The following is a 25,205-nucleotide window of genomic DNA, read 5'->3' on the forward strand; positions in this document are numbered from 1 at the left end:
GAATCAGCGGAACCGATGAGCGAGCAATCCCCCAGCCCCGAACAACTCCTGCAACGCCTCGACCAGGCCATGGGCGCCGACCGCCATCGTCTGCGCCGGCAGCTCCATGAACTGCGCAAGCAGCCGGATGCCACCAAGCTGGCGCAATGGGCCGAGCGCTTCCAGGCCTCGGTGGCGCGGGCGGAGGCGCGGCGGGCCAGCGTGCCGGTGATGCGCTATGACGATGCCCTGCCCATCGCCGCCAAGCGCGACGAAATCAAGGCGGCCCTGGAAAAGCACCAGGTGCTGGTGATCGCCGGTGAAACCGGTTCGGGCAAGACCACCCAGTTGCCGAAGATCTGCCTGGAGATCGGCCGTGGCACCCACGGCCTGATCGGCCACACCCAGCCGCGCCGGCTGGCGGCACGCAGCGTGGCCACACGGGTTGCGGAAGAGATCGGCAGCCCCCTGGGCGAGCTGGTGGGCTACCAGGTGCGCTTCGAGGACCAGTCCAACGAGCGCAGCCTGATCAAGCTGATGACCGACGGCATCCTGCTGGCCGAAACCCAGCACGACCGCTTCCTCGAACGCTACGACACCATCATCGTCGACGAGGCCCACGAGCGAAGCCTGAACATCGACTTCCTCCTCGGCTACCTGAAAACTCTGCTGCCGCGCCGCCCCGACCTCAAGCTGATCATTACCTCGGCCACCATCGACCTGGAGCGCTTCTCGAAGCATTTCGGCGATGCGCCGATCATCGAGGTCTCCGGCCGCACCTATCCGGTGGACACCTGGTACCGGCCGCTGGCCGCCGAGGTGGACGAAGACGGCGAGGCGCTGTTCGACGACCTGTCCGTGGACCAGGGCATCCTCCGCGCCCTGGATGAGATCGCCGCGCACGAACGCGAAGTGGGCAAGCGCCCCGGCGACGTGCTGGTGTTCCTCCCCGGCGAGCGGGAAATCCGCGACTGCGCCGAGGTGCTGCGCAAGGCTCAGCTCAAGCACACCGAAGTGCTGCCGCTGTACGCGCGCCTGACGCCGGCCGAGCAGCAGAAAATCTTCCAGCCCATGCCGGGCCGCAAGATCGTCCTGTCCACCAACGTCGCGGAAACCTCGCTGACGGTGCCGGGCATCCGCTACGTGATCGACAGCGGCACCGCGCGCATCAGCCGCTACAGCTACCGCGCCAAGGTCCAGCGCCTGCCGGTGGAAGCGGTGTCCCAGGCCAGCGCCAACCAGCGCAAGGGCCGTTGCGGCCGGGTCGAGCCGGGCATCTGCGTGCGCCTCTACAGCGAGGAAGATTTCCTTTCCCGCCCGACCTTCACCGATCCGGAGATCCTGCGCACCAACCTTGCGGCGGTGATCCTGCAGATGCTCCACCTGCGCCTGGGCGATATCGAAGCCTTCCCCTTCATCGAGCCGCCGGACGGCAAGGCGATCAAGGACGGCTTCACCCTGTTGCAGGAGCTCTCGGCGGTGAACCGCGAGAGCCAGCTCACCCCCATTGGCCGCCAACTGGCGCGCCTGCCCATCGACCCGCGCCTGGGACGCATGGTGCTGGAAGGTGCCCGCCAGGGCAGCCTCGACGAAGTGCTGGTGATCACCGCCGCGCTGTCGGTGCAGGACCCGCGTGAGCGGCCGATCGAACGCCAGCAGGCCGCCGATCAGGCGCACGCGCAATGGAAGGATGTGGATTCCGATTTCGCCGCGCTGATCAACCTCTGGCGTGGCTTCGAGGAACAGCGCCAGGCGCTGGGCTCCAACCCCCTGCGCAACTGGTGCAGGAAGAACTTCCTCAACTACCTGCGCCTGCGCGAATGGCGCGATGCTCACCGCCAGCTGGTGCTGATCTGCCGCGAGCTGAAGCTCTTCCCCGAACGGAGTAAAACCCAGCGCGCCGAAGCCCCCGTAGGATGGGTGGAGCGTAGCGATACCCATGCTGGTCGAAACGATGGGCATCGCTCCGCTCAGCGCCATCCTACGAAAAGCGGTCCTGCCGAAGGTCCGCGTGATGCCGCCGCCAAGGCCGAACAGCAACAGCGCAGCATCGACTACGCCAAGGTGCACAAGGCGATCCTCTGCGGCCTGCTGAGCCAGATCGGCCAGAAGACCGAGGAAGGCGACTACCTCGGCGCGCGTCAGCGGCGCTTCTGGATCCATCCGGGCACCGCCATCGCCAGAAAGCGCCCGCAGTGGGTGATGACCGCCGAACTGGTGGAAACCACCAAGCTGTTCGCGCGGATGGTGGCGAAGATCGAGCCGGACTGGCTGGAGCCCCTGGCCGGTCACCTGGTGAAGAAGAATCACCTGGAACCCCACTGGGAGAAACGTCGTGGCCAGGTCGTGGCCTTCGAGCAGATCACCCTCTACGGCCTGATCATCGTCGGCCGCCGCGCCGTGCATTACGGCCCGGTGGACCCGGAAGTTTCCCGTGAGCTGTTCATCCGCGAAGGCCTGGTACGCGGCGAAATCCACAGCAAGGCGAAGTGCCTCGCCGCCAACCGGCAGTTGCTGGAGAAGCTCGACGAACTGGAAGCCAAGGCCCGCCGCCGCGACATCCTCGCCGATGAGGAAACCCTGTTCGCCTACTACGCGGCGCGCCTGCCGGCGGACATCTACCAGACCGCCAGCTTCGAGAAATGGTACGAGCGCGAAAGGGTGAACAACCCTGACCTCCTGATCATGCGCGAGGAAGACGTGCTGGCCCGCGAAGCCAGCGAAGTCACCGCCGCGCAGTACCCGGACAAACTGCGCCTGGGCGAACTGCAGCTCCCGCTGACCTACCACTTCGAACCCGGTCACCCGCGTGACGGCGTGACCCTGCGGGTGCCGGCGCCGCTGCTGCCGCAACTGCCGGCGGAGCGCCTGGAATGGCTGGTGCCGGGCCTGCTGGAGACCAAGTGCGTCGCCCTGGTGCGCAACCTGCCCAAGGCCATCCGCAAGAACTTCGTACCGGTGCCGGACTTCGTGAAGGCGGCGCTGGACAAGATCGTCTTCGGTCAGGGTTCGTTGCCTGAATCCCTGGGCCGCGAACTCACCCGCATGACCGGCGCCCGTGTGCCGGAGGAAGCCTGGGTCGAGGCCGCTGTACAACTGGAAAACCACCTGAAGATGAACCTTGAGGTGGTGGACGCCCGTGGCAAGTTCCTCGGCGAAGGCCGCGACCTGGCGGAGATCACCGCGCGCTTTGCCGAAGCCAGCCAGGCCGCCCTGGCCATTCCGCAGGCGCAGCAGGAACAGAAACCGGTGGAGGCCAAGGGCTTCGCCCAGGTCGCGGAAAAGACCCAGCAAAAGGTCGCTGGCCTGTCCATGACGGTGTACCCAGCACTGGTGGAGGAGGGCGGCACCGTCAAGGAAAGCCGCTTCCCGACCCAGGCCGAAGCCGAATGGCAACATCGCCGCGCGCTTCAGCGCCTGTTGCTGCAGCAGTTGGGCGAAACCGCCAAGTTCCTCCGTGGCAAGCTGCCGGGCCTCACTGAACTCGGCCTGCTGTACCGCGACATGGGCCGCGTCGATGCGCTGGTGGAGGACATCCTCCTGGCCAGCCTGGACAGCTGCATCCTCGACGGCGAAGCCAGCCTGCCCCGCGACGGCGCCGCCCTGGCCTCGCTCGCCGAGAAGAAGCGCGGCGCCTGGGCCGAACACGCCGAGCGCCTGGCGCGCCTGACGTTGGAAATCCTCAAGCTCTGGCATGCCCTGCAGAAACGCTTCAAGGGCCGCATCGACCTGGCCCAGGCGGTGGCGCTCAACGACATCAAGGCGCAGCTGGGCAACCTCGTCTATCCGGGCTTCGTCCGCGAGACTCCGGCGGAGTGGCTGAAGGAACTGCCGCGTTACCTCAAGGCCATCGAGCAGCGTTTCGACAAGATCGCCGCACAGTTGCAACGCGACCGAGTCTGGTCCGGCGAGCTGGCCGGCTACTGGGAGCAGTACAAGGCCCGCCTGGCCAAGCATGCCCAGGAGGGCAAGCGTGATCCGGAACTGGTGCTCTACCGCTGGATGCTGGAGGAGTACCGCGTCTCGCTGTTCGCCCAGCAGTTGGGCACGAAGATGGCGGTGTCCGATAAGCGCCTGAACAAACAGTGGAGCCAGGTAGAAGCCTGATGAGTGAGCCTTTCGAAATCCGTCCCATGAGCCCCGAGCTCTACCGCAAGCAGACCCGCCGCATCACCCTGGTGGTCGCGGCGATCTTCATCGCCCTGGCGCTGCTGTTGTCCACCTTCTGCGTGCAGGTGTTCGGAACGTCCGGCGGCGATAACTTCCGCTGGAACCTGATCGGTGTGCTGGCCGGGCTGGCGATTACCGTCGCCGTGGTGCGCATCCAGCTCTGGCCGCGCCCCTGGATGGCCCCGGCCGTATACGGCTGGCAGCTCAAGCGCAGCCTGATGCGCGTCACCAACGTCATGCACAAGGTCAAGGCGGGAGTGGCGGCGGGAGATCCAGCGGCGATGAAGCTGCTGCGCTTCTACCACCTGGGCCTGACCCAGATGCACCAGTTGGACGGCAACAGCGCCGACCTCAGCCACCACGTGCGCGAGATCGACCAGCATCGCGAAGCGATGGAGGCACAGGGGCTGGAAGTGGAGCAGAACCGTCTGGACCTGGGCTGGCTGGAAGCGGTGAAGGGATTCGGCAAGTAGTTCCGCCATCGCCCAGCTTCAGGCCCGCGTGAGCGTCAGGATTGCTCAGACCTCACCGGCGCGAGTCACCCCTCGCCCGCCTGCGGGAGAGGGGCCGGGGGTGAGGGAAATTGTGCCGCGCATGTAATCCCAAGGGCAGCTCTTCGATCTGCTTGGCGAATGAATTCACCCCTACAGGGCCCGTGCCAGGGCAAGGTGGCGCCGGCGCGAGTCACCCCTCTCCTCTTCAGGGGTGAAGAGGCACGCTTTCGGAAGCACCGCTTCCGGTGCCGATGAACGCCTGAGCGCGAAGCGATCAGGCCGGGGCGCAGAGCGGGGGCCGGGGCGGGCCGCGTTCGGATGAGGGTGCCTTCAGGTTGGCGCGGAAGCCAAGCCGCTACCGCCCCCCCAACCTCAAGCTGTACTCCGCCACCGCCTTCTCATCCGCCGCGACCCGCTCCGGCAGGAACTCGCGGAGGAATTCCACCCAGGTGCGGATCTTCGCGTCGAGGAATTGCCGCGACGGGTAGAGGGCGTAGATGCCGAGGGGAAAGAGGCTGTGATTGGGCAGCACGCGCACCAGGCTGCCGTCCCTCAGGCCGCTGATGGCCGAGTACACCGGCACCACGCCAACCCCTATTCCGGCCTTGATGGCTTCGGTCATCGCATCGGCCGTATTCACCTGGAAGGGCGTCTGGTTGACGCTGACCATCTCCTGGCCGTCCGGCCCCTCGAACAGCCACTTGTCCAGGGACATCACGTTGTTCACCAGGCGCAGGCAGCGGTGCTTTACCAGCTCGGCGGGCAGGCGCGGCGCGCCGTGCTTCTCGATATAGCCGGGCGATGCGCAGAGCACGCTGTAGGTGGTACCGAGCTGCTTGGAGATGAACCCCGAATCCGGCAGTTCCTGGGCGATCACCACCGAGATGTCGTAACCCTCGTCGAGGATGTCGGTGGTGCGGTTGGCCAGGGTCAGGTCGAAGCTCACATCCGGGTACTTCTCGCTGTACCCGGCGATGGCCTTGATCAGGTAGTGCTGGCCGATGCCGGTCATGGCATGCACCTTGAGGTTGCCCACCGGCCGCGCATGGGCCTCGCTGGCCTCGGCCTCGGCTTCTTCGATATAGCCAAGGATCTGCTCGCAGCGCAGCAGGTAGCGCTGGCCGGCTTCGGTCAGGGCGATGCGGCGGGTGGTGCGGTGCAGCAGGCGGGTGCGCAGATGGGTTTCGAGGGTGGCGACGGCGCGGGAAATGTACGAGGTCGTGAGGTCCATGCGCTGGGCAGCTGCGGTGAAACTGCCGGTTTCCGCCACGCAGACGAAGGCGCGCATGTTGAAAAGGATGTCCATGTAGGGTCCTGGCCCGGAAGGGAGCCGAATTTTGTCACGAAGTATGTCGGTGGATTATGGCTGATTCAGTACACAATCCTTTATCTATCCGTCGCCTTATCCTTATCTCCTCCCAGTTCTAGAATCGCCGCCGTTCCAGGCATCAGCCCTGGTTACCCAGCATTCAGGATATGCCGCAGTGCACCGCAATCCTTGGCCCGGCGTCGCCCGCGCCAGTCTGTTCGCCGTCGTTTCGCTTCTCTCCGCTTGTATCGATAGTCAGGGCATAGCCCCCCAGGCCGAGCGCCTGGACGCCACCCAATTGGACCCCGGTTCGGCCATTCGCCGTGCCGAGCGAGATGCCGCCTGGCCCAGCACGCAATGGTGGCGCGCCTATGGCGACCCGCAGCTGGACGCCTGGATGGAGCAGGCACTGGCTGGCAGCCCCAGCCTGGCCATGGCCGCCGCCCGTGTGCGCCAGGCCCGTGCCCTGGCCGGGGTGGTGGAGTCGGCCGAGCAGCCCCAGGTCAACTTCGATGCCAATCTGCAGCGCAAGCGCTGGCCCGATGATTACTTCTACGGCCCCGGCGAACTCGCCCGCACCACCAGTTGGAACAACATCAGCCTGCTGGGTTTTTCCTATGACCTCGACCTCTGGGGCCGTGAGCGCAGCCGCAGCCACCAGGCCCTGGACCAGACCCGCGTAGCGGTGGCCGAGGCGCGCCTGGCTGCGTTGGAACTGCAGGGCAACCTGGTGCGCAGCTATATCCGGCTGGCACTGTTGCATGCGGAGATGGATGTCGCCCGGGCCAATCTTTCCCAGCAGGAACAAGTCCTGCATCTGGCCGAGCGTCGCTTGCGCGATGGTATCGGCACGCGCCTGGACGTCAGCCGCGCCGAGGCGCCCCTGCCGGAAAGCCATCGACAGATCGACGCGCTGGACGAATCCATCGCCCTGACCCGCAACCAGCTCGCCGCCCTGGCCGGCAAGGGGCCGGGGGAGGGTGAACGCTTGCAGCGTCCCGCACTCGATCTGCAGAACCTGCCCGGCCTGCCGGCGCAGCTGCCGCTGGAACTGCTCGGGCGCCGGCCAGACCTGGTGGCCAGCCGCTGGCAGGTGGCGGCGCAGGCGCGTGGCATCGAAGTCGCCAAGGCCGGCTTCTATCCCAACGTCAACCTGCTGGGCGGCATCGGCTCCAACGCCACCCAGGGCGGCGTGCTGGATTTCCTGCGCTACGACAAGCTCACCTACAACCTCGGCCCGGCCCTTAGCCTGCCGGTGTTCGACGGCGGTCTGCGCCGTGGTGAACTCGGCGCCGCCGCTGCCGAGTACGACCTGGCGGTGGAGCAGTACAACCAGACACTGGTCGCCGCGTTGCAACAGGTGGCCGATGCCCTGGTGCGCATCAAGTCGCTGAATCAGCAGCAGGCACTGGCCGCTGAAGCGGTGGCCGCCGCGCAGAAGACCTGCGACCTCGCGTTGCTGGCCCAGCAACGCGGCCTGACCGACTTCGATACGGTGCTGGAAACCCAGCCCGAATTGTTCCAGCGCCAGCTCCAGCAACAGCAGGTCCGCGCGGCGCTGCTCGGCGCCCAGGCCGACCTGCTGCTGGCCCTTGGCGGCGGCGTGATGCCCGAGCCGGGCGGCCCTTCCGATGCCGGCCTGGCACCGCAGGAACCGCGCCTGCGCTTTCTTCCCAAGTCCTGAGGTCCCTTCATGGTGCAAACCTTCAACCGCGCGCTGGCCGACTGGGCGCGCAGTGACGGCCTGACCTGGGCCTTCATCTTCAAGGCGCTGCTCACTGCCTTCCTGGCGCTGTGGCTGGCCTATCGCCTGGAACTGCCGCAGCCGGGAACCGTGCTGGTGACCGTGTTCATCGTCATGCAGCCGCAGAGCGGGCAGGTCCTGGCCAAGAGCTTCTACCGCATCATCGGCACCCTGTTGGGGCTGACGGTGATGGTGGCGCTGATCGCCCTGTTCAACCAGGAACGGGTGCTGTTCATGCTCTGCCTGGCGGTCTGGATTGGCCTGTGCACAGCCGGGGCTGCGCGCTATCGCGACTTCCGCGGCTATGCTTGCGTGCTGGCCGGCTACACGGCGGTGATGATCGGCCTGCCTGCCACGACCCACCCCGACGACGCCTTCATGCTCGCGCTCTGGCGGGTGCTGGAAATCAGCCTGGGCATTCTCTGCACCGGCCTGGTCAACGGGCTGATCCTGCCGCAGAGCACCAGTACCGACTTGCGCAACACCTTGCATGGACGCTTCCGCGATTTCGCCGCTTTCGCCTGCGAAGGGCTGGCCGGCGGTCTGGATACCGCGCGCTTCGACGCCAGCACCGCGCGCTTTGCCGCCGCCGCCGTGAGCCTGGAGAACATGCGCAGCGCCACCGCCTTCGAAGACCCGCACATGCGCATGCGCAGCGGGCGCCTGGCGCGGCTGAACAATGAGTTCATGGTGCTCTCCACCCGTTTCCACGGCCTGCACCAGTTGCTGCGCCGTCTCACTGTAGGAGCCAGCTCTGCTCGCGAAGGCTCCGAGCCGACGGAATTCGCCAGCAGAGCTGGCTCCTACGGTGGGATCGTGCTCGCTTCATTGCAGCCGTGCCTGGCCGAAATCGCCGGCCTGCTCGCACCTCTGCGCGATCGCCTCAGCAGCGAAGCCGAGGCGGCGCAGCTCGCCATCCGCCTGGAGGCCTGCAAGCAAGAGCTGATGCAGCTGATCCGCAGCGGTCGGGCGCAGCTCGCCATGCAGCAACCCAGCGAAGCCCAGAGCCTGGACTACGACACCGCCGCCGAACTGCTCTATCGCTTCGCCGATGACCTGCACAACTACGCCCAGACCCACGCCTCGCTGCTGGACGACCACCACGCGCGCGAGCAGTGGAAAGAAAACTTCCGACCCCGCGCCAACGCCGTGGCCGCCGCCGTGGCGGGATTGCGCAGCAGCCTGCTGATCCTGGTGCTCAGTGTGTTCTGGATGGCCACCGCCTGGCCCAGTGGCGGAACCTTCGCCATGACCATCGGCATGGTTTCGGCCCTGGCGTCGTCCTCGTCCAATCCCCGGCGCCTGTCGTTGCAGCTCACCCTGGGCGCTTCCGCTGGCGCCTGCCTCGGCATCTTCATGACCTTCCGGGTGTTGCCCGAAATCGACGGATTCGCGCTGCTCTGCTGTGCGCTGGCACCCGTGGTCGCCCTGGGCGCCTGGATGCTCGCGCGGCCGCAAGTGGCCGGCGCCGGCCTGGGCCTGCTGGTGTGGTTCGCCATGACCTCCATGCCCGCCAACCAGACCCTGTTCGACCCCCATCGGGTGCTCAACGAGTACCTCGCCTCGGTGCTGTCCATGGCGTTGGCCACTGCGGCGGCTGCCGTGCTGCTGCCACCCAACCGGCCCTGGCTCTGGCGCCGCCTGGAACATGACCTGCGCATGTGCGTGGTACGCGCGGTGAGTGGCCGGATGAAGGGGCTGGTCTCCGGCTTCGAAAGCGGCACCCGCGATCTGCTGAACCAGGCCTACCTGTATTCCGCCGGCCGCCCGGATGTGCAGCGCCAGCTATTGCGCTGGATGTTCCTGGTGCAGGAAGTGGGACATGCGGTGATCGAGCTGCGCCTGGAACAGGCGCGCTTGCCGGCGCTGTCCTGCTACGCCGAGTCCATGCCCTGGCGCAACGCCATCCGTGCCATGGGACGTGCGCTGGTGCGGCTGTTCATCCAGCCCTCGGAAGCCAACCGCCAGCGTGCCCTGTCTGCCGTGGAACAGGCCATCGACAGTGTGCGCAGCACCGCCGAGCCCTGTGCACCGCAGTTCGAGACATCCCCCCTGCGCAGGCTGCAGAGCTACCTGCACTTCATCCGCACGTCCCTGCTGGACCCGCAGACCCCGCTGGCCGGCGACGCCGTGCCGGCACGCCTGCAAGGAGCCGCCCATGCCGCGTGAGATCGTCCTGCATGGCGTCTATATGCCGAGCCTGACCCTGCTGTTCCTGGTGACCTTCCTGCTGGGCTGGGGGTTGGACCGCCTGTTCGCCTGGTGCGGCCTGTACCGCCAAGCCTGGCACCCGGCGCTGCTGCGCGTCGGCCTGTTCACCTGCCTGTACTGCGCCCTGGCGCTGACCATCTACCGTTGAGGCCCCCATGTCCCTGAAACGCATCATCAGTGTCGGCGCGACCCTGCTCATCCTCACCGTGGCGGTCGTGCTGGTGCGCACCCTTTGGCTGCACTACATGGATTCCCCCTGGACCCGCGACGGCCGCGTGCGCGCCGACGTGATCAACATCGCCCCCGACGTGGCCGGGCTGGTGGCCGATGTGCAGGTGCGGGACAACCAGAACGTAAAGGCCGGGGACCTGCTGCTGCGCATCGATCCCGCCCATTACCAGGTGGCGGTGAAACAGGCCGAAGCCCTGGTGGCAGCGCGCAAGGCCGCGCTGGATATGCGCAAGGTGAATGCCGACCGCCGCGCCGATATGGACGACCTGGTGGTCTCCCGTGAGAGCCGAGAGGATGCCGGCCACCTGGCTGCCTCCGCCCTGGCCGAATACCAGGAGGCGGTCGCTGCCCTGGATGCCGCGAAGCTCAACCTGGCACGTACCGAAGTGCGAGCCCCGGTGTCCGGCCACATCACCAACCTCAATGTCTACAAGGGCGACTTCGCAGAACGCGGTGAAGCGAGCATGGCGCTGGTGGATGACAGCTCCTTCTACGTCAACGGCTACTTCGAAGAGACGCGCCTGCCGCACATCAAGGTGGGTGACCGTGCCGAGCTGCGCCTGATGAGCGGAGAGCGCATCAGCGGCCATGTGGACAGCATCGCCCGTGGCATCTACGACCGCGACAACCCGGAAAGCCGCGAGCTGATCGCCGATGTGAACCCCACCTTCAACTGGGTGCGCCTGGCCCAGCGCGTGCCGGTGCGCATCCACCTCGACGAGGTGCCGGAGGGCGTGCTGCTGGCCGCCGGGATGACCTGCACCGTGGTGATTGGCGAAGAGGGCAGGGCGCCGGAAACTTCGGGCCTGTTCAACCGATTGTTGTTCGCGCAGTAAATAGTCCTTGTTGTATATGGCGCTGTTTGGAAAGTTGCTCCGGCAATAAAATTATCCCGCCTCCCACGACGAGGCGCTTGCTGCCGTAAACATCACCGAAAGGTGTTGCGCTGTACCTTCGACCAGTTCGTGGAGAGCTGGTCGAAGTTCCAACTTCCAAGCACTCGGAAAACTATCCAATGAAAGCTCTCGTCTTGCTGGCGCTCGCCGGCATGTCTGCCTTCGCCTTGGCCGAAGAACCGGTGGAAGCCGCTATTACCGGGGAACCCGTTGTCGAGCAGTACCACTATGGAATGGAGCTTGATATCGCCCGCGTCATTTCCCGCAGTGAAATCCCCGATGTCTGTGGCGTAGTTCCGGCTTATATGACTTACGAAGATCACCAGGGCAAAGTTCATCGCCTGGAATATGTTGTGTTCGGTCAGGGTTGCAGTAACGGTTGATATATCTCTGAAGTTGTTTATGACGCCCGGCCTGAAGAGTCGGGCGTTGTCGTTTCAGGTCTTATGGAAAGGCGCCGGGGTGATTCGGATGGTAGGGGGCGATCCGCCAATGCCGGTCGACACGTTCGCCCACAGGGCCTTGGGCGGGGCACGGGTTTTTCGTTAAACTCTTCATGAATAAACTCCCGGCCCACCCGATCATGCCCAGCCCAAGACCTTCCCTGACCCTGACCCTGCTCCAGGCCCGCGAAGCGGCCATGAGCTTCTTCCGCCCGTTGCTCAACCAGCACGACCTGACCGAGCAGCAATGGCGGGTGATTCGCCTGCTGCGCCAGCACGGCGAGCTGGAGAGCTACCAGCTGGCGGAACTCGCCTGCATCCTCAAGCCGAGCATGACCGGCGTGCTGGCACGCCTGGAACGCGATGGCGTAGTGGTACGCCGCAAGGCGCCGCAGGACCAGCGCCGCGTGCTGGTCAACCTGACCGAAAAAGGCCACCAGTGCTTCCTCTCCATGAGCGAGGGCATGGAAGCCAACTACCAGAAGATCCAGGAGCAGTTCGGCGAGGACAAGCTCAAGCAGCTCTTCGAGTTGCTCAACGAGCTGAAGCAGATCAAGCCCTGATAGGGCACTCCGCAAGCCAGGTCCGATGCCGGAAACGCAACGTTTCCGGCGCTCCATGAAAAGTGCAATCGAGAGACCGTAACGTCCATTTTTGAGGTTTGCCCCCCGTCCCATAATCGCCCTGCACCCACTTGGGTTACCCGTTTCAGGCTCCGGCTTCCCGTGCCTTTGTGCATCGAGATGAGCCATCTGCCTGGCCTTTTCCAAGTACTAACAATAAGCAGGGCCTCGACATGAAAAAGCCAAACTCCCTTCTCGACGACCTCAAGGCCATCCTTCCGGCCATCGCTGCCAATGCCTCGAAAGCCGAGCAGTTGCGCCAGGTGCCGGAAGAGAACATCGCCATGCTCAAGGGCATCGGCCTGCATCGCGCGCTACAGCCCAAGAAATACGGCGGCATGGAAATCTCCCTGCCCGAGTTCGCCGATTGCGTGGTTGCCCTGGCCGGCGCCTGCGCCAGCACTGCCTGGGCCTTCAGTCTGTTGTGCACCCACAGTCACCAGTTGGCCATGTTCTCGTCGCGTCTGCAGGAGGAGATCTGGGGCGAGAACCCGGACGCCACTGCCAGCAGCTCCATCGCACCCTTTGGCCGCATCGAGGAGGTGGACGGTGGGGTGATCTTCAATGGCGAGATGGGTTGGAGCAGCGGCAGCGACCATGCCGAATGGGCCATCGTCGGCTGCCGCCGCCAGAACCCCGAAGGGGAGCAGGTCTACTGCTTCGCCGTGTTGCCGCGCAGTGATTACGAGATCCGCGATGACTGGTTTGCTGCCGGCATGAAGGGCAGCGGTACCAAGACCCTGATCATCAAGGACGCCTTCGTGCCGAATTACCGCATCCAGGCTGCCAAGGACATGATGGAAGGCCGCTCCGATGGCTTCGGTCTGTATCCGGACAGCAAGATCTTCTACACGCCGTACCGCCCGTACTTCGCCAGTGGTTTCGCCGCCATCAGCCTCGGTATCGCCGAGCGCATGCTGGAGGCCTACAAGGAGAAAACGAAGAACCGCGTGCGCGCCTACACCGGCGTGAATGTGGGCACCGCCACCCCGGCGCTGATGCGCCTGGCCGAGTCCACCCATCAGGTTGCCGCTGCCCGCGCCTTCCTGGAAAAGACCTGGCAGGAGCACGCCGAGCATGGCGAGCGCCACCAGTACCCCAGCCGCGAAACCCTGGCCTTCTGGCGCACCAATCAGGCCTACGCGGTGAAGATGTGCATCCAGTCCGTGGACCGCCTGTTCGAGGCGGCCGGTGGCACCAGCTGGTTCGAGAACAACGAGATGCAGCGCCTGTTCCGCGACTCCCACATGACCGGCGCCCACGCCTACACCGACTACGACGTCTGCGCGCAGATCCTCGGTCGAGAGCTGATGGGCCTGGAGCCTGATCCCTCGATGGTTTGATCCTCCGGGCTTCATCGCTCACCTGCGTGCCGGGCGGCCCTGCGTCGCCCAATCAGAACAATCGCGCGGCCGTCCTTCGGAGGCGGCCGCCAGGAGCTGCGCCATGTCCTCTCAAGAAACCCTCTTCGATTCCCGTGCCTTCCGCCGCGCCCTGGGCAACTTCGCCACCGGGGTGACGGTGATGACCGCCACCGCGCCCGATGGCACCCGTGTGGGCGTCACCGCCAACAGCTTCAACTCGGTGTCGCTGGAGCCGCCGCTGATCCTCTGGAGCATCGACAAGCGCTCCAGCAGCCTGGCGGTATTCGAGCAGGCCAGCCACTTCGCGGTGAACATCCTGGCGGCCGACCAGATCGACCTGTCCAATCAGTTCGCTCGTCCCCGTGACGACAAGTTCGAAGGCGTGGCGGCGGAGTCCGGCATCGGTGGCGCGCCGCTGCTGCCCGACTGTGCGGCACGCTTCGAATGTGAAATGCACCAGCGTGTGGAAGGTGGCGATCACTGGATTCTCATCGGCAAGGTGGTGCGCTTCGACGACTTCGGCCGTTCGCCGCTGCTCTACCACCAGGGCGCCTACTCCATGGTCCTGCCGCACACCCGCATGACGCAAAAGGCCGAGGGCCAGCCGGCTTCGAGTGCCTTTCAGGGGCGCCTGTCCCACAACCTCTACTACCTGATGACCCAGGCGGTACGTGGCTACCAGGCCGACTACCAGCCCAAGCAGCTGTCCACCGGCCTTCGCACCAGCGAAGCGCGCATGCTGATGGTGCTGGAGAACGATGCCGGCCTGGGACTGTGCGACTTGCAGCGCGAAGTGGCGATGCCCATGCGCGAAATCGAGGAGGCCGTGGCCATCCTCAAACGCAAGGGCATGGTGGCCGACGCGGAGGATCGTTACGTGCTGACCCCCGCCGGCGTGGAGCAGGCTGACGCGCTCTGGCGCATTGCTCGCGAACAGCAGGACAAGGTCTTTGCGCAATTTGGCGAGGAGCAGGTGGAAACCTTCAAACAGATGCTCAAGGCGGTGATTGCGTTGGGCTGATCGAGCACGAGTGCAGTGAAAATGGCGCCCCATGTGGGCGCCTTTTTTTTGTAGGTTGTGGCTGAGCTTTGCGAAGCCCAACGATTCAGGGGCGAGTCTGGGACGTTGGGCTTCGTTCCTCAGCGCCAACCTACGGCAGGACTGCGTCCTGCTTGGCGAATGAATTCGCCAGGGCTTTCCCTGGCGGCAGGGTGTTCGCTCAGTTCGGCGAGGAGCATGTGGAAGTCTTCAAGCGAATGCTCAAGGCGGTGATTGCGTTGGGCTGATCGAGCACGAGTGCGGTGAAAATGGCGCCCCAGGTGGGCGCCATTTTTTTGTAGGTTGTGGCTGAGCTTTGCGAAGCCCAACGATTCAGGGGCGAGTCTGGCGCGTTGGGCTTCGTTCCTCCGCGCCAACCTACGGCAGGACTGCGTCCTGCTTGGCGAATGAATTCGCCCTTACAGGGGGCACGGGGCAATCAATACACCCCGCCACCCCCGCTCGCCGGAGTGGCCGTTCCCTTGAACGCACCTGCCAGGCTCTGCAAACCACGCATCAGCACCGTGGTATCCACCCCCACCGCAACGAAGGCGGCGCCCAGTTCGATGTAGCGGCGCGCCAGGGTCTGGTCGGCGGAGAGGATGCCGGCGGCCTTGCCGGTAGCGCGGATGCGGACGATGGCATCTTCGATGGCGGCCTGGACTTCCGGGTGGCCGGGGTTGCCGCGATGGCCCATGGCAGCGGAGAGGTCAGCCGGGCCGATGAACACGCCGTCAACGCCCTCCACTGCGGCGATCGCGTCCAGGTTGGCAAGGCCTTCGAGGTTCTCGATCTGCACCAACAGGCACATCTGCTCGTCAGCATGGTCGAGGTAGCCGGGGATGCTGTTCCAGCGCGAGGCGCGGGCCAGGGCGCTGCCGACGCCGCGGATGCCGAAGGGCGGATAGCGCATGGCACGCACCAATTCGGCGGCCTGCTCGGCCGACTCCACCATGGGCACCAGCAGGGTCTGGGCGCCGATGTCCAGCAGTTGCTTGATCAGTACCGCGTCGCCAATGGGCGGGCGGATAATTGGCTGGGACGGGTAGGGTGCAATGGCCTGCAATTGGGCCAGCAGGGTGCGCAGATCGTTGGGCGCGTGCTCGCCGTCGAGCAGCAGCCAGTCGAAGCCGGCGTTGGCTGCCAGCTCCGCGCAATAGGCATCGGCAAGGCCGAGCCAGAGGCCGATCTGGGGTTGGCCGGATTGCAGGCGCTGTTTGAACGTGTTGATCGGCAGGTCCATGGAGGACTCCTTGGCAGGCATTGAATGTAGGAGCCAGCTCTGCTGGCGAAGAGCTTCGCGAGCAAGCTCGCTCCTACAGGGGCGTCAGACGAAGCGGCAGGCGATGGAGCCCAGCTGGTCGTAGTCGACGTGGAAGGTGTCGCCGGGGTTTGCCGCCACAGGGCGCGTGAAGGAGCCGCCGAGAATGATCTGGCCGGCTTCCAGGGTGACGTCGTAGGGCGCCAGCTTGTTGGCCAGCCACGCCACACCCTTGGCCGGATGGTTGAGTACGGCAGCAGACACACCGGATTCCTCGATCACGCCATTGCGGTAGAGGATGGCCGGCACCCGGCGCAGGTCGATATCTGTCGGGCGCACGGCGCGGCCGCCCATCACCACGCCAGCGTTGGCGGCGTTATCGGAAATGGTGTCGAACACCTTGCGGGTCACTTTCGTATCGGGGTCCACCTGCTGGATGCGGGCGTCGATGATCTCCAGCGCGGGAATCACCCACTCGGTGGCTTCCAGCACGTCGAAAACCGTGCAGTTCGGGCCGCGCAGGGGCTTGCCGAGGATGAAGGCCAGTTCCACTTCCACGCGCGGGACAATGAAGCGCTCGAACGGGATGTCGCTGCCTTCCTCGAAGAGCATGTCGTCCAGCAGCGCGCCGTAATCCGGCTCGGTGATATTGGACGACACCTGCATGGCGCGAGAGGTGAGGCCGATCTTGTGGCCGACCAGCTTGCGACCGTCACGGATCTTCTGGGCAACCCAGGCGCGCTGGATCGCATAGGCGTCGTCGATGCTGATGGACGGGTAATCGAGGGAGAACTGGCGCACCTGTTCGCGGGAGCGCTCGGCGGCGTCGAGACGGGCGGCGGCCTGTTGGATCAGAGTAGGGTCGAGCATGACGGGGTTCTCTAACGAGGATTGACGAGTTCGGCGGGCGTGCGAAGCACCAGCGCGGCGCCGAGGGCGATGAATACGGCCAGGACGAACAGCGCGAGGCTGGCGCTCTGAGTGGTGTCGCGCATCCAGCCGATCAGGTAGGGCGCGAGAAAAGCGGCAACGCTGCCGAAGGAGCTGATCAGTCCGATCCCGGCAGCCTGGGTGCGGATAGAGAGGAAGGCGGGTGGCAACTGCCAGAACATCGGCAGGGCGGCGCTGGCGCCCATGCCGGCGATGATCAATCCAGCCAGGACGGGGACGGTGCTGCCGGGTAACAGCCCGCTGATGGCAATGCCGGCAGCGCACATCAACAGCGGAACGCACAGGTGCCAGCGGCGTTCGCGGTGACGGTCCGAGGAACGACCGCAGGCCAGCATGAAGCAAACACCTGCCACATAGGGAATAGCGCTGAGCAGTCCAACCTGGCTGTCCCGGGCGACGCCGGTGCCGTGGATCAGGGTGGGCATCCAGAAGGCCAGGGTATTCACCGCCAGCATCACCGCGAAGTAGATCGCCACCAGGAGCCACACCCAGCGATCGCGCAAGATGCCGGCGAAGGAGGTGATGGGCTTGCGCTGCTCCTCGATGGCCATGTCCTCCCGCAAGCAGCGCTTCTGCTCGTCGCTCAACCACGCAACCGCATCAAAGCGCTCCGGCAGGTTGAACCATACAACCAGGCCAAGAAGGATCACGGGGGAACCTTCCAGCAGGAACATCCACTGCCAGCCGCGCAGGCCCAGGTGGTCGTGGAAGCCCTCGAGTATGGCGCCGGACAGCGGCCCGCCTATCACCCCAGCCATGGGCACGGCAATGGCGAACAGGGCGGTGATCTGGGCGCGGCGGCGCGCCGGGTACCAGCGGTTGAGGTACACCAGAATGCCGGGGAAGAAACCGGCCTCGGCCACGCCAAGCAGGAAGCGCAGCACGTAGAAGCCGGTGGCGTCCTGGATCAGGAACATGCCGCTGGACAGAAAGCCCCAGACCACCATCAGGAAAGCGATCCAGCGGCGCGGGCCGACCCGTTCCAGGGCCAGGTTGCTGGGTACGCCAAACAGGGCGTAGGCGATGAAGAACAGACCGGCGCCGAGGCCGTAGACGGTGTCGCTGAACTGCAGGTCAGCGCTCAGCTGCATCTTGGCGAAACCGATATTGATACGGTCGAGGTGGGCGAACAGGTAGCACACCAGCAGCAGCGGCATCAGCCGCCAGGTGACGGCGCGATGGGTCGCATCGCGGGTGGCGTTCTCGGCGCCGGCAGGGCAAACGGAATCGATTGTGCTCATGGTCTTGTACTTTTTCTGAATGAGAGCGGGGGAGGTGGGGCGGCTTCAGCCGCCCTCGCCCCTCAGGAATGCATGCACGTTGTTGAGCTTGTAATTGAGCTCGGCATGCAGCTCGGTCATCTCGAAAGAGAGGGCCAGCAAACGGCGCGCCTGGAGTTCGGCGAAGTGCTGGGTGATCGTCTCGAACAGCGCGTCGGCCACCTGGCGGCGGGTCTCCAGGTCACGGCCGGCACCGACCTTCAGGGTCATGTGGACAAACGCGTAGTCGTGCTTGCCGTCCGCCATGCGCCAGGTATCCAGGCGCATGGCACGGCTGCGGATGCCCCCAAGGGGAAAGACCCCCGAGGCGCCCAGGCAGGCGTGGACCTTCTCGAAGAGGACCGGCAAGTCAGCCTCGGCCTCGATGTTGTGGGTGTATTCGACGATGAAGTGCGGCATGGCGCTGCCCCTCAGAGACGGCTGGTGGAGGCGACGCCGGCCGGGTTCGAGGCCTGGGCGGCGGGAATGGCGGAACCGTCCTGCGGGGTGACCGGGAACACGGCGTTGATCTGGCCGGTGCCGGAGGAACCGAAGTAGGGGGTGACGACTTCGGCCTTGCCGTCGTACTTCGACCAGCCCAGGGCGCCCAGCAGCATGGCGGTGTCGTGCATGAAGCCTTCGCCGTGGCCCTTCACCGCGTACTCCGGGAGCATGGCGCAGAAGTCTTCCCAGTCGCCGTCTTCCCACATCTGCACCACGCGGTGATCGAGGGTTTCCAGGAAGGGGCTCCACACTTTCGTGGCGAACTCGGGCGCCTGGCCGTTCTGGGCGAAACGGTGGGACAGCGACCCGCTGGCAAGGAAGGCCACCGTGCCGTCGTAGTGTTCTTCCACGGCCTTGCGCATGGCCCAGCCGAGACGGGCGCTGTCGTTCAGGTAGTGGGAGGTGCACAGCGCCGAGACCGAGATCACCTTGAAGTGCTGGTCGGCGTTCATGTAGCGCATAGGCACCAGGGTGCCGTATTCCGGGGCCAGGGTGGTTGCGTCGTGGGCCATGGTCTCCACGCCGAATCGGTTACATTCCTCGGCCAGCAGGCGGCCCAGCTCGGGGTTGCCCGGGAAGCCGTATTCCATGTTGGCGATGAAGTGCGGCAGCTCGTTGCTGGTGTAAAGGCCCTGGAATTGGGCGCCGCAATTGATGTGGTAGTTGGCGTTGACCAGCCAGTGGGTGTCGAACACGACGATGGTGTCAACGTTCAGCTCGCGGCAGCGGCGGCCGATTTCAATGTGTCCGTCGATAGCGGCCTGACGGAAGCCCTGGCGCGGGCCCGGCAGCTCGGACAGGTACATGGACGGAACGTGGGTGATCTTGGCAGCCAGAGCAAGTTTGCCCATGACGGTAACTCCTGGTCTTGTTGTCGGTCGGTTGCACGCCGGCACGGGGAGGGGAGTCGGACTCCCCTCTTTATGGATTAGCAGTTATCTCACACACCCCAGCGTGGGATGTGGTGACTCCCCATGGAGATACAGACATTCTTGATTTCGGCGAATACTTCGAAACTGTACTGACCGCCTTCGCGGCCGGTGCCCGAGCCCTTCACGCCGCCGAACGGCTGGCGCAGGTCGCGCACGTTCTGGCTGTTGATGAAGACCATGCCGGCTTCGATGCCACGCGCCAGGCGATGGGCCTTGCCGATGTCCTGGGTCCAGATGTAGGAGGCCAGGCCGTACTCGGTGTCGTTGGCCAGGCGCAGCGCTTCGGCTTCGTCCTTGAACTTCATCAGGCAGACCACTGGACCGAAGATTTCTTCCTGGGCGATGCGCATGCGGTTATCCACATTGGCGAACACCGTGGGCTGGATGAACTGCCCCTTGGACAGATGCGCCGGGAGGTTCGCCGGACGCTCCAGGCCACCGGCCAGCAGGGTGGCGCCTTCCTCGATGCCGATGCGGATGTAGCCAGTGACCTTGTCGTAGTGCGCCTGGGTGATCATCGAGCCGACCTGGGTTTTCGGGTCCTGCGGATCACCCACGATCAGGCGCTTGGCACGGGCGGCGAACTCGGCGACGAACTGGTCGTACACCGATTCCTGGATGAAGATCCGGCTGCCGGCGGTGCAGCGCTCGCCGTTCAGCGAGAAGATGGTGAACAGCGCGGCGTCCAGTGCGCGGTCGAGGTCGGCGTCTTCGAAGATCAGCACCGGCGACTTGCCGCCCAGTTCCATGGAGTACTTCTTCAGACCGGCGGTCTGCATGATCTTGCGGCCGGTGGCGGTGCCGCCGGTGAAAGAAATCGCGCGCACGTCCGGGTGGCGGACCAGGGCATCGCCAGCGGTGACGCCGTAACCCTGCACCACGTTCAGTACGCCTTTCGGGATGCCGGCTTCCAGGGCCAGGCGACCCAGTTCGTTGGCGGTCAGCGGCGACAGCTCGCTCATCTTCAGCACCGCGGTGTTGCCCAGGGCCAGGCAGGGTGCGGTCTTCCAGGTGGCGGTCATGAAGGGCACGTTCCACGGGGAGACCAGGCCACACACGCCCACCGGCTGGTACAGGGTGTAGTTGAGCATCTGGTCGTCCACCGGGTAGCTGTGGCCATCCATGCGGGTGCAGACCTCGGCGAAGAACTCGAAGTTGTGCGAGGCACGGGGGATCAGCACGTTCTTCGTCTGGTGGATCGGCAGGCCGGTGTCCAGGGTTTCCAGCTCGGCCAGGTGCGGTACGTTCGCATCGATCAGTTCACCCAGCTTGCGCATCAGCTTCGCGCGCTCCTTGGCTGGGGTGTTGGCCCACTTGGGGAAGGCTTCCTTGGCAGCGGCCACGGCGGCGGCGATTTCCTCAGCGCCCCCGCTGGCTACTTCACCGATGGCCTCCATGGTGGCTGGGTTGTAGTTGACGAAAGTCTCTTTGCTTTCGACTTCCTGGCCGTTGATCCAGTGCTTGATCATCTTGTTCATGCCTCTTGTTGCTTGCGGGCGAAGCCCTTGCTTTCGAAGAAATCGGCTTCGCTGACGATTCGGTTGACCAGGCGGCCCACGCCTTCCACTTCCACCACCACTTCATCGCCCGGCACCACGTCGGCCAGGCCCTCCGGCGTGCCGGTGGCGATCATGTCGCCCGGCTGCAGGGTCATGAAGCTGGAGAAGTATTCGATCAGGTAGGGGATGTCGAAAATCATGTCCGCGGTGGTGCCCTCCTGCTTCAGCTCGCCGTTCACCCAGGTGCGCAGCTTCAGCTTCATCGGGTCGGCCACATCGGCAGCGTCGACGATCCACGGGCCGACCGGGGTGGTGGCGTCGCGGTTCTTCACCCGCAGGTTGGGGCGGTAGTAGTTCTCGAGAAAATCGCGGATGGCGTAGTCATTGCAGACCGTGTAGCCGGCCAGGTAGGCGAGGGCGTCTTCGCGCTTCACATTGCGCGCCGGCTTGCCGATCACCGCCACCAGCTCGCACTCGTAGTGCATGTAGGCGACGTTGTCCGGGCGCCAGGTGACCTGGTTGTGGCCGGTATAGGTGCCCGGCGACTTGATGAAGGCCAGCGGCTCGGTGGGTGCCTTGAAGGCCAGTTCGGCAGCGTGGTCGGCGTAGTTCAGGCCGAGGGCGAACATGCTGCCGGTGGCTGGCGGCAACCACTGGACCTGATCCTCGGCCAGCAGGCGGCCATCGGCGAGGCGTACGGCGTTGTCGTCCTCCACGATCACGGCGTGGACTTCGCCCTGGTAACGGATGCGTGCGTGTTTCATCTCGGGCTCCTTATTCCGCAACCACGGTGTTGGCGAGTCGGCCGAGGCCGGTGATTTCCACTTCCACGAGGTCACCGGGCTGCACGTCGACGCGGCCTTCCGGGGTGCCGGTGATCAGCACGTCGCCCTCGTGCAGGGTCATGAACTCGCTGATCTCCTCGATCAGCCGGGGGATGCCGCGCACCAGGTTGGCGGTGTTGTTCTCCTGGCGCAGTTCGCCGTTGACGAAGAGCTTGAGGGTCAGGGCGTGCGGGTCCTGCACGTCGGCAGCGGGTACGAGTTCCGGACCGATAGGGCAGAAGCCGTCGCGGCATTTGGCCTTCACCGCCGGGCGGTAGTAGCTCTCTTCCGGCAGGCTGAATTCGTTGACGATCACATAGCCGGCCACATGGGCCAGGGCGTCGGCGGCGCTTACGCGGCTGGCGCTCTTGCCGATCACCACGCCCAGGGCCGGCCCCGGTTGCAGGCGCTCGACGCCTTGCGGGTAGATCACCGGCTGGCCGTGGCCGTTGCGGGTGTTCGGGGTCTTGATGAACAGCACCGGCTTGGCCGGCGGCTTCTGGTAGGGCGGTTGCTGGAATTCCTCCAGACGGCTTTCCAGCAGGCCCCGGTAGTTCAGCGCGACGCCGAACAGGGTGCCGGTGGCGACTTGGTCGAGTGCGGGGCGCATGGTCGTCTCCTGTAGCAGAAAAAAGCGGGTGGGCCGTGACAGGAGCGCCACCCGAAACGAGGATTTCGTTAATGTGTTAACGTTATATTTAACATGTTAATGATCGTCAAGCCTTGCGTCTTCACCTTCCGTCATCGAAGGTGTGCGAAGGCAACGGAGAAAGGTCGTCATGGCAGAGCGCCAGCCCATTCCCAACATCAATATCGGCCAGGTCTACGACCAGCGGTACGCCGACGCCGAGGTGCACTACGAGGCCCTCGGCAAGCTCGCGGATTTCTTCGGTCGCAACATGCCGGTTCACCGCCACGACCGCTTCTTCCAGGTGCATTACGTGAAGAGTGGTGCGGTGCGGGTCTACCTCGACGAGCAGCAATACCGTCAGGAGGGGCCGCTGTTCTTCCTCACGCCACCGACCATCCCTCATGCCTTCGTCACCGAACAGGATGCCGACGGCCATGTGCTTACTGTGCGTCAGCAGCTGGTCTGGTCATTGCTGGAAGCGGGGCAGGGCCTGGCCGATGGGCAGCAGATTTCGCCGGTGTGTGTGGCATTCGCTGAACTGGGAGAGGAGTTGCGCGAAGAGGTGCAGCGTCTCGACTTGCTGTTCGACCAGCTGCGCAGCGAATTCGCCGCCAACCGGCCGGGGCGCGAGGAGGCGCTGTCGGCGCTGACCCGCCTGATCTTCATCAGCCTGTTGCGCCTCTCGGCCCGTTCACTCAAGGCCCAGCCGGCGCGCCACGAGGACCTGCAGGTGTTCCATCGCTTCAATGGCCTGATCGAAGGGCATTACCGCGAGCACTGGTCGCTGGCGCAGTACGCTGGACAGATGGGGGTGACCGAGGCGCGTCTCAACGATATCTGCCGGCGCATTGCCGACCTGCCGTCCAAGCGCCTGATCCACGACCGGGTGATGCAGGAGGCCAAGCGCCTGCTGCTGTTCACCGGCAGCTCGGCCAACGAGATCTGCTACCTGCTGGGTTTCAAGGACCCGGCTTACTTCAGCCGCTTCTTCGCCCGCAATGCTGGCATGACCCCGAGCGACTATCGCCAGCGCAAGGCTGAAGACAAGGAAGAGGCCTGGCGCTGAGATGGCCCAGGTGGGTTCGGATTCCAGCCGGTTGAAGCCGATCGGGTAGGGTGCGCCGTGCGCACCGCCGGTTTGACCTGGTGCCGCAGCGGAACTCGGAATCGGTGCGCACAGCGCACCCTACGATCCAGGTCCGTGTATCCATGTGGGTTCGAATTCATTCGAAAAAGGGCCGCGAAGCGGCCCCCGAACGCCGATCTGTTGGTTACCACAACGCCAGCGTGTACCCCAGGATGATGCGGTTCTCGTCGAGATCCTGGGTCAGCCCATCCCCGGAACGGAAGGTGACGTTGCGCAGGCGGATGTTGAAGCCGCGCAGGCTTCCGCTCTGTATGACGTAGGCCAAGTCAGTGTCGCGCTCCCACTCGCGGCCGTCGCGCACGGCGCCCTGTTCCACGCCATCGCCGCTGATGTAGCGGGTCATGAAGCTCAATCCCGGAATTCCCAGGCTGGCGAAGTCGTAGTCGTAGCGCACCTGCCAGGAGTCTTCCTCGGGCTTGGTGAAGGTGTTGAACGTCACGAGGTTGACCACGTAGGGATCGCCGCCGGTCAGGAAGGGGAAGGCGCTGTCGCCGGACAGTTGTTGCCAGGCCACCGAGAAGCGTTGGGCGCCGGCGGTGAGGCTGAGCATGCCGTTGAAGTTGCGGTTATCCACACGTCCTGCCTTGCCGGCGCCGCTGTCCCGGCTGTCGAAGTAGCGCAGGTCGCTCTTCAGGCTCATGCCCTCGCCCAGGGGCAGGGTATGCACCAGGCCGGCGAAGTGCTGGCGGTAGATGTCTTCCAGTTCCGAGGTGTAGGCGGTCAGGGCGAGGCTCTGGTCCAGCGCCCAAGTGCCGCCGGCGAAGTCGAAGTGGTCGCTGGTCTGGCCGGCGAAACCGATGTCGTCACGACTGGAGGAGTCCCGCAGGTTGGTTTCGGTGAGGCGCCCTGCGTTCAGGGTCAGGCCGTCGAATTCCTGGCTGGTGAGCATGCCGCCGGAAAAGGTGGAGGGCAGCAGGCGGGTGTCGTTGTACATGGCTATCGGCAGGGTGGGCATCAGGGTGCCCAGGCGCAGGGTGCTCTTCGAGGCGCGCAGCTTGGCGGTCAGGCCCAGCTCGCTGTAATCGTCCACCGGCTCCTTGCTGGTGGGGCCGAAGGGCAGCAGGCCGGTGCCGCGTCGGTCGCGACTGGAATCCAGCTTCACCCCCAGTTCCCCCAGGGCGTCCAGGCCGACGCCGATGGTGCCGTCGGTGAATCCGGACTCGAAGCGGGCGATGAAGCCCTGTCCCCATTCGGCAGCCTTGGACTGGGGCGCTCCTTCCTGGCGGAAGTCGCGGTTTAGGTAGACGTTGCGCAGCTCGAGGCTGGCCTTGCTGTCGCCGGCGAAATCGGCCGAGGCGTGGACGCTGCATGCGAGTGCCAGCACGGTGATGGCGTGGCGGGGAAGGGCGCGGGACGGATGGGGCCGGGTCATTGTTCTTATCTCCTTTTGGCCGTTGTGTGGGCTCCAGGCCGCTTCAGCGGCCAATGGCGGAGCGGATTGTTAGCATTTGATTAACATTTTAACAATATTGTTTTTGCTTATCCCTGCCACGCTCACTTTCCAGATGCTGGTCCGTGGATTTCGTTTTTTATTTGTAACCTATTGATATTTATGAATTTAGTTTGATTTTTTGGTGAGCCAGTGACAGGCAGGTCGAGTTGTCTGTGGTTGACAGGGATGTTTTAAAGATTAATGTGTTAACGAGATCTTGAATGTATTAACAAGATCGCCGCCGCCGATGCTGCATCGCGGG

The 25,205-nt window shown here is 64.8% G+C and carries 21 protein-coding genes; 11 read left to right on the plus strand and 10 right to left on the minus strand.

Annotated features, from left to right (window positions below; genetic code table 11):
- Positions 1-15: 15 nt before the first annotated feature.
- Both hrpA and E8E91_RS25885 read left to right on the plus strand, forming a co-directional pair.
- Positions 16-4,086: an ATP-dependent RNA helicase HrpA gene (hrpA, locus tag E8E91_RS25880; protein WP_280379806.1), complete on the plus strand. Its 4,071-nt coding sequence runs from the start codon at positions 16-18 to the stop codon at positions 4,084-4,086.
- Entirely contained in the window at positions 4,086-4,622 is a 537-nt protein-coding gene (locus E8E91_RS25885) for a DUF3087 domain-containing protein (RefSeq protein ID WP_280379808.1), read from the plus strand. Before hrpA ends, E8E91_RS25885 begins: the two co-directional genes overlap by 1 nt.
- Positions 4,623-4,998: 376 nt before the next feature.
- Here the strand turns inward: E8E91_RS25885 and E8E91_RS25890 are convergent, their stop codons facing one another.
- Positions 4,999-5,949, minus strand: a complete 951-nt coding sequence (locus E8E91_RS25890; RefSeq protein WP_280379810.1) for a LysR family transcriptional regulator — start codon at positions 5,947-5,949, stop codon at positions 4,999-5,001.
- Positions 5,950-6,127: 178 nt separating this feature from the next.
- Here E8E91_RS25890 and E8E91_RS25895 point away from each other — a divergent pair, with 178 nt between their 5' ends.
- From E8E91_RS25895 to E8E91_RS25930, 8 genes are all read left to right on the plus strand, one after another.
- On the plus strand, positions 6,128-7,636 hold the full coding sequence (locus E8E91_RS25895; protein ID WP_280379811.1) for an efflux transporter outer membrane subunit: 1,509 nt from the start codon (positions 6,128-6,130) through the stop codon (positions 7,634-7,636).
- Positions 7,637-7,645: 9 nt separating this feature from the next.
- Positions 7,646-9,865, plus strand: a complete 2,220-nt coding sequence (locus tag E8E91_RS25900; RefSeq protein WP_280379813.1) for an FUSC family protein — start codon at positions 7,646-7,648, stop codon at positions 9,863-9,865.
- The gene (locus E8E91_RS25905; RefSeq protein ID WP_280379815.1) at positions 9,855-10,055 is read left to right on the plus strand and encodes a DUF1656 domain-containing protein; all 201 of its coding nucleotides are present in this window, start codon (positions 9,855-9,857) and stop codon (positions 10,053-10,055) included. The genes E8E91_RS25900 and E8E91_RS25905 overlap by 11 nt, the downstream gene beginning before the upstream one ends.
- 7 nt (positions 10,056-10,062) lie before the next feature.
- Positions 10,063-10,974, plus strand: a complete 912-nt coding sequence (locus tag E8E91_RS25910) for an efflux RND transporter periplasmic adaptor subunit (protein ID WP_280379817.1) — start codon at positions 10,063-10,065, stop codon at positions 10,972-10,974.
- Positions 10,975-11,153: 179 nt separating this feature from the next.
- Positions 11,154-11,417, plus strand: a complete 264-nt coding sequence (locus tag E8E91_RS25915; protein WP_280379819.1) for a DUF2790 domain-containing protein — start codon at positions 11,154-11,156, stop codon at positions 11,415-11,417.
- A gap of 200 nt (positions 11,418-11,617) precedes the next feature.
- Positions 11,618-12,040, plus strand: a complete 423-nt coding sequence (gene hpaR, locus E8E91_RS25920) for a homoprotocatechuate degradation operon regulator HpaR (protein ID WP_280380364.1) — start codon at positions 11,618-11,620, stop codon at positions 12,038-12,040.
- A 233-nt stretch (positions 12,041-12,273) separates the two neighbouring features.
- Positions 12,274-13,443 (plus strand): p-hydroxyphenylacetate 3-hydroxylase oxygenase component, encoded by a 1,170-nt coding sequence (locus tag E8E91_RS25925; RefSeq protein WP_280379820.1) that lies wholly within the window; start codon positions 12,274-12,276, stop codon positions 13,441-13,443.
- A gap of 103 nt (positions 13,444-13,546) precedes the next feature.
- The gene (locus tag E8E91_RS25930; protein ID WP_190830437.1) at positions 13,547-14,485 is read left to right on the plus strand and encodes a p-hydroxyphenylacetate 3-hydroxylase reductase component; all 939 of its coding nucleotides are present in this window, start codon (positions 13,547-13,549) and stop codon (positions 14,483-14,485) included.
- 457 nt (positions 14,486-14,942) lie between these two features.
- Here the strand turns inward: E8E91_RS25930 and hpaI are convergent, their stop codons facing one another.
- From hpaI to E8E91_RS25970, 8 genes are all read right to left on the minus strand, one after another.
- The gene (hpaI, locus tag E8E91_RS25935) at positions 14,943-15,746 is read right to left on the minus strand and encodes a 4-hydroxy-2-oxoheptanedioate aldolase (RefSeq protein WP_280379823.1); all 804 of its coding nucleotides are present in this window, start codon (positions 15,744-15,746) and stop codon (positions 14,943-14,945) included.
- An 84-nt stretch (positions 15,747-15,830) separates the two neighbouring features.
- Positions 15,831-16,634, minus strand: coding sequence for a 2-oxo-hept-4-ene-1,7-dioate hydratase (gene hpaH / locus E8E91_RS25940; RefSeq protein ID WP_280379825.1), 804 nt, complete (start codon positions 16,632-16,634; stop codon positions 15,831-15,833).
- Positions 16,635-16,645: 11 nt separating this feature from the next.
- On the minus strand, positions 16,646-17,956 hold the full coding sequence (locus tag E8E91_RS25945; protein ID WP_190830432.1) for an MFS transporter: 1,311 nt from the start codon (positions 17,954-17,956) through the stop codon (positions 16,646-16,648).
- Between the two features lie 45 nt (positions 17,957-18,001).
- Positions 18,002-18,394 (minus strand): 5-carboxymethyl-2-hydroxymuconate Delta-isomerase, encoded by a 393-nt coding sequence (locus tag E8E91_RS25950; RefSeq protein ID WP_280379828.1) that lies wholly within the window; start codon positions 18,392-18,394, stop codon positions 18,002-18,004.
- Positions 18,395-18,405: 11 nt separating this feature from the next.
- A complete protein-coding gene (hpaD, locus tag E8E91_RS25955) occupies positions 18,406-19,329 on the minus strand; it encodes a 3,4-dihydroxyphenylacetate 2,3-dioxygenase (protein ID WP_280379830.1) in 924 nt (307 codons plus the stop codon).
- A gap of 89 nt (positions 19,330-19,418) precedes the next feature.
- Positions 19,419-20,879 carry a 5-carboxymethyl-2-hydroxymuconate semialdehyde dehydrogenase gene (hpaE, locus tag E8E91_RS25960; protein ID WP_280380366.1) on the minus strand — a complete coding sequence of 487 codons (1,461 nt, stop codon included), beginning with the start codon at positions 20,877-20,879 and terminating at the stop codon, positions 19,419-19,421.
- A gap of 5 nt (positions 20,880-20,884) precedes the next feature.
- Positions 20,885-21,673, minus strand: a complete 789-nt coding sequence (locus tag E8E91_RS25965; protein ID WP_280379832.1) for a fumarylacetoacetate hydrolase family protein — start codon at positions 21,671-21,673, stop codon at positions 20,885-20,887.
- 10 nt (positions 21,674-21,683) lie between these two features.
- Entirely contained in the window at positions 21,684-22,343 is a 660-nt protein-coding gene (locus E8E91_RS25970; protein ID WP_280379834.1) for a fumarylacetoacetate hydrolase family protein, read from the minus strand.
- A 169-nt stretch (positions 22,344-22,512) separates the two neighbouring features.
- On the opposite strand from E8E91_RS25970, the gene hpaA reads away from it, so the two are divergent.
- Complete coding sequence (gene hpaA / locus E8E91_RS25975) at positions 22,513-23,430, plus strand: 4-hydroxyphenylacetate catabolism regulatory protein HpaA (protein ID WP_280372356.1); 918 nt, start codon at positions 22,513-22,515, stop codon at positions 23,428-23,430.
- Positions 23,431-23,635: 205 nt separating this feature from the next.
- Here hpaA and E8E91_RS25980 read toward each other — a convergent pair whose 3' ends face one another.
- Positions 23,636-24,883, minus strand: coding sequence for an OprD family porin (locus E8E91_RS25980; protein WP_280379835.1), 1,248 nt, complete (start codon positions 24,881-24,883; stop codon positions 23,636-23,638).
- Positions 24,884-25,205: the final 322 nt, after the last annotated feature.

It is taken from the genome of Pseudomonas sp. BN515, from assembly GCF_029873155.1.
GTDB lineage: Bacteria > Pseudomonadota > Gammaproteobacteria > Pseudomonadales > Pseudomonadaceae > Metapseudomonas.

Excerpts from the sequence above, each read along its gene's own strand:
- hpaI (WP_280379823.1), bottom strand. The coding sequence starts at position 15,746 with ATGGACCTGCCGATCAACACGTTCAAACAGCGCCTGCAATCCGGCCAA.
- hpaR (WP_280380364.1), top strand. The coding sequence starts at position 11,618 with ATGCCCAGCCCAAGACCTTCCCTGACCCTGACCCTGCTCCAGGCCCGC.
- E8E91_RS25890 (WP_280379810.1), bottom strand. The coding sequence starts at position 5,949 with ATGGACATCCTTTTCAACATGCGCGCCTTCGTCTGCGTGGCGGAAACC.
- E8E91_RS25900 (WP_280379813.1), top strand. The coding sequence starts at position 7,646 with ATGGTGCAAACCTTCAACCGCGCGCTGGCCGACTGGGCGCGCAGTGAC.
- E8E91_RS25950 (WP_280379828.1), bottom strand. The coding sequence starts at position 18,394 with ATGCCGCACTTCATCGTCGAATACACCCACAACATCGAGGCCGAGGCT.
- E8E91_RS25930 (WP_190830437.1), top strand. The coding sequence starts at position 13,547 with ATGTCCTCTCAAGAAACCCTCTTCGATTCCCGTGCCTTCCGCCGCGCC.
- hpaA (WP_280372356.1), top strand. The coding sequence starts at position 22,513 with ATGGCAGAGCGCCAGCCCATTCCCAACATCAATATCGGCCAGGTCTAC.
- E8E91_RS25925 (WP_280379820.1), top strand. The coding sequence starts at position 12,274 with ATGAAAAAGCCAAACTCCCTTCTCGACGACCTCAAGGCCATCCTTCCG.
- E8E91_RS25945 (WP_190830432.1), bottom strand. The coding sequence starts at position 17,956 with ATGAGCACAATCGATTCCGTTTGCCCTGCCGGCGCCGAGAACGCCACC.
- E8E91_RS25915 (WP_280379819.1), top strand. The coding sequence starts at position 11,154 with ATGAAAGCTCTCGTCTTGCTGGCGCTCGCCGGCATGTCTGCCTTCGCC.
- E8E91_RS25905 (WP_280379815.1), top strand. The coding sequence starts at position 9,855 with ATGCCGCGTGAGATCGTCCTGCATGGCGTCTATATGCCGAGCCTGACC.
- E8E91_RS25980 (WP_280379835.1), bottom strand. The coding sequence starts at position 24,883 with ATGACCCGGCCCCATCCGTCCCGCGCCCTTCCCCGCCACGCCATCACC.
- E8E91_RS25965 (WP_280379832.1), bottom strand. The coding sequence starts at position 21,673 with ATGAAACACGCACGCATCCGTTACCAGGGCGAAGTCCACGCCGTGATC.
- E8E91_RS25910 (WP_280379817.1), top strand. The coding sequence starts at position 10,063 with ATGTCCCTGAAACGCATCATCAGTGTCGGCGCGACCCTGCTCATCCTC.
- E8E91_RS25885 (WP_280379808.1), top strand. The coding sequence starts at position 4,086 with ATGAGTGAGCCTTTCGAAATCCGTCCCATGAGCCCCGAGCTCTACCGC.
- hpaH (WP_280379825.1), bottom strand. The coding sequence starts at position 16,634 with ATGCTCGACCCTACTCTGATCCAACAGGCCGCCGCCCGTCTCGACGCC.
- E8E91_RS25970 (WP_280379834.1), bottom strand. The coding sequence starts at position 22,343 with ATGCGCCCCGCACTCGACCAAGTCGCCACCGGCACCCTGTTCGGCGTC.
- hrpA (WP_280379806.1), top strand. The coding sequence starts at position 16 with ATGAGCGAGCAATCCCCCAGCCCCGAACAACTCCTGCAACGCCTCGAC.
- hpaD (WP_280379830.1), bottom strand. The coding sequence starts at position 19,329 with ATGGGCAAACTTGCTCTGGCTGCCAAGATCACCCACGTTCCGTCCATG.
- hpaE (WP_280380366.1), bottom strand. The coding sequence starts at position 20,879 with ATGATCAAGCACTGGATCAACGGCCAGGAAGTCGAAAGCAAAGAGACT.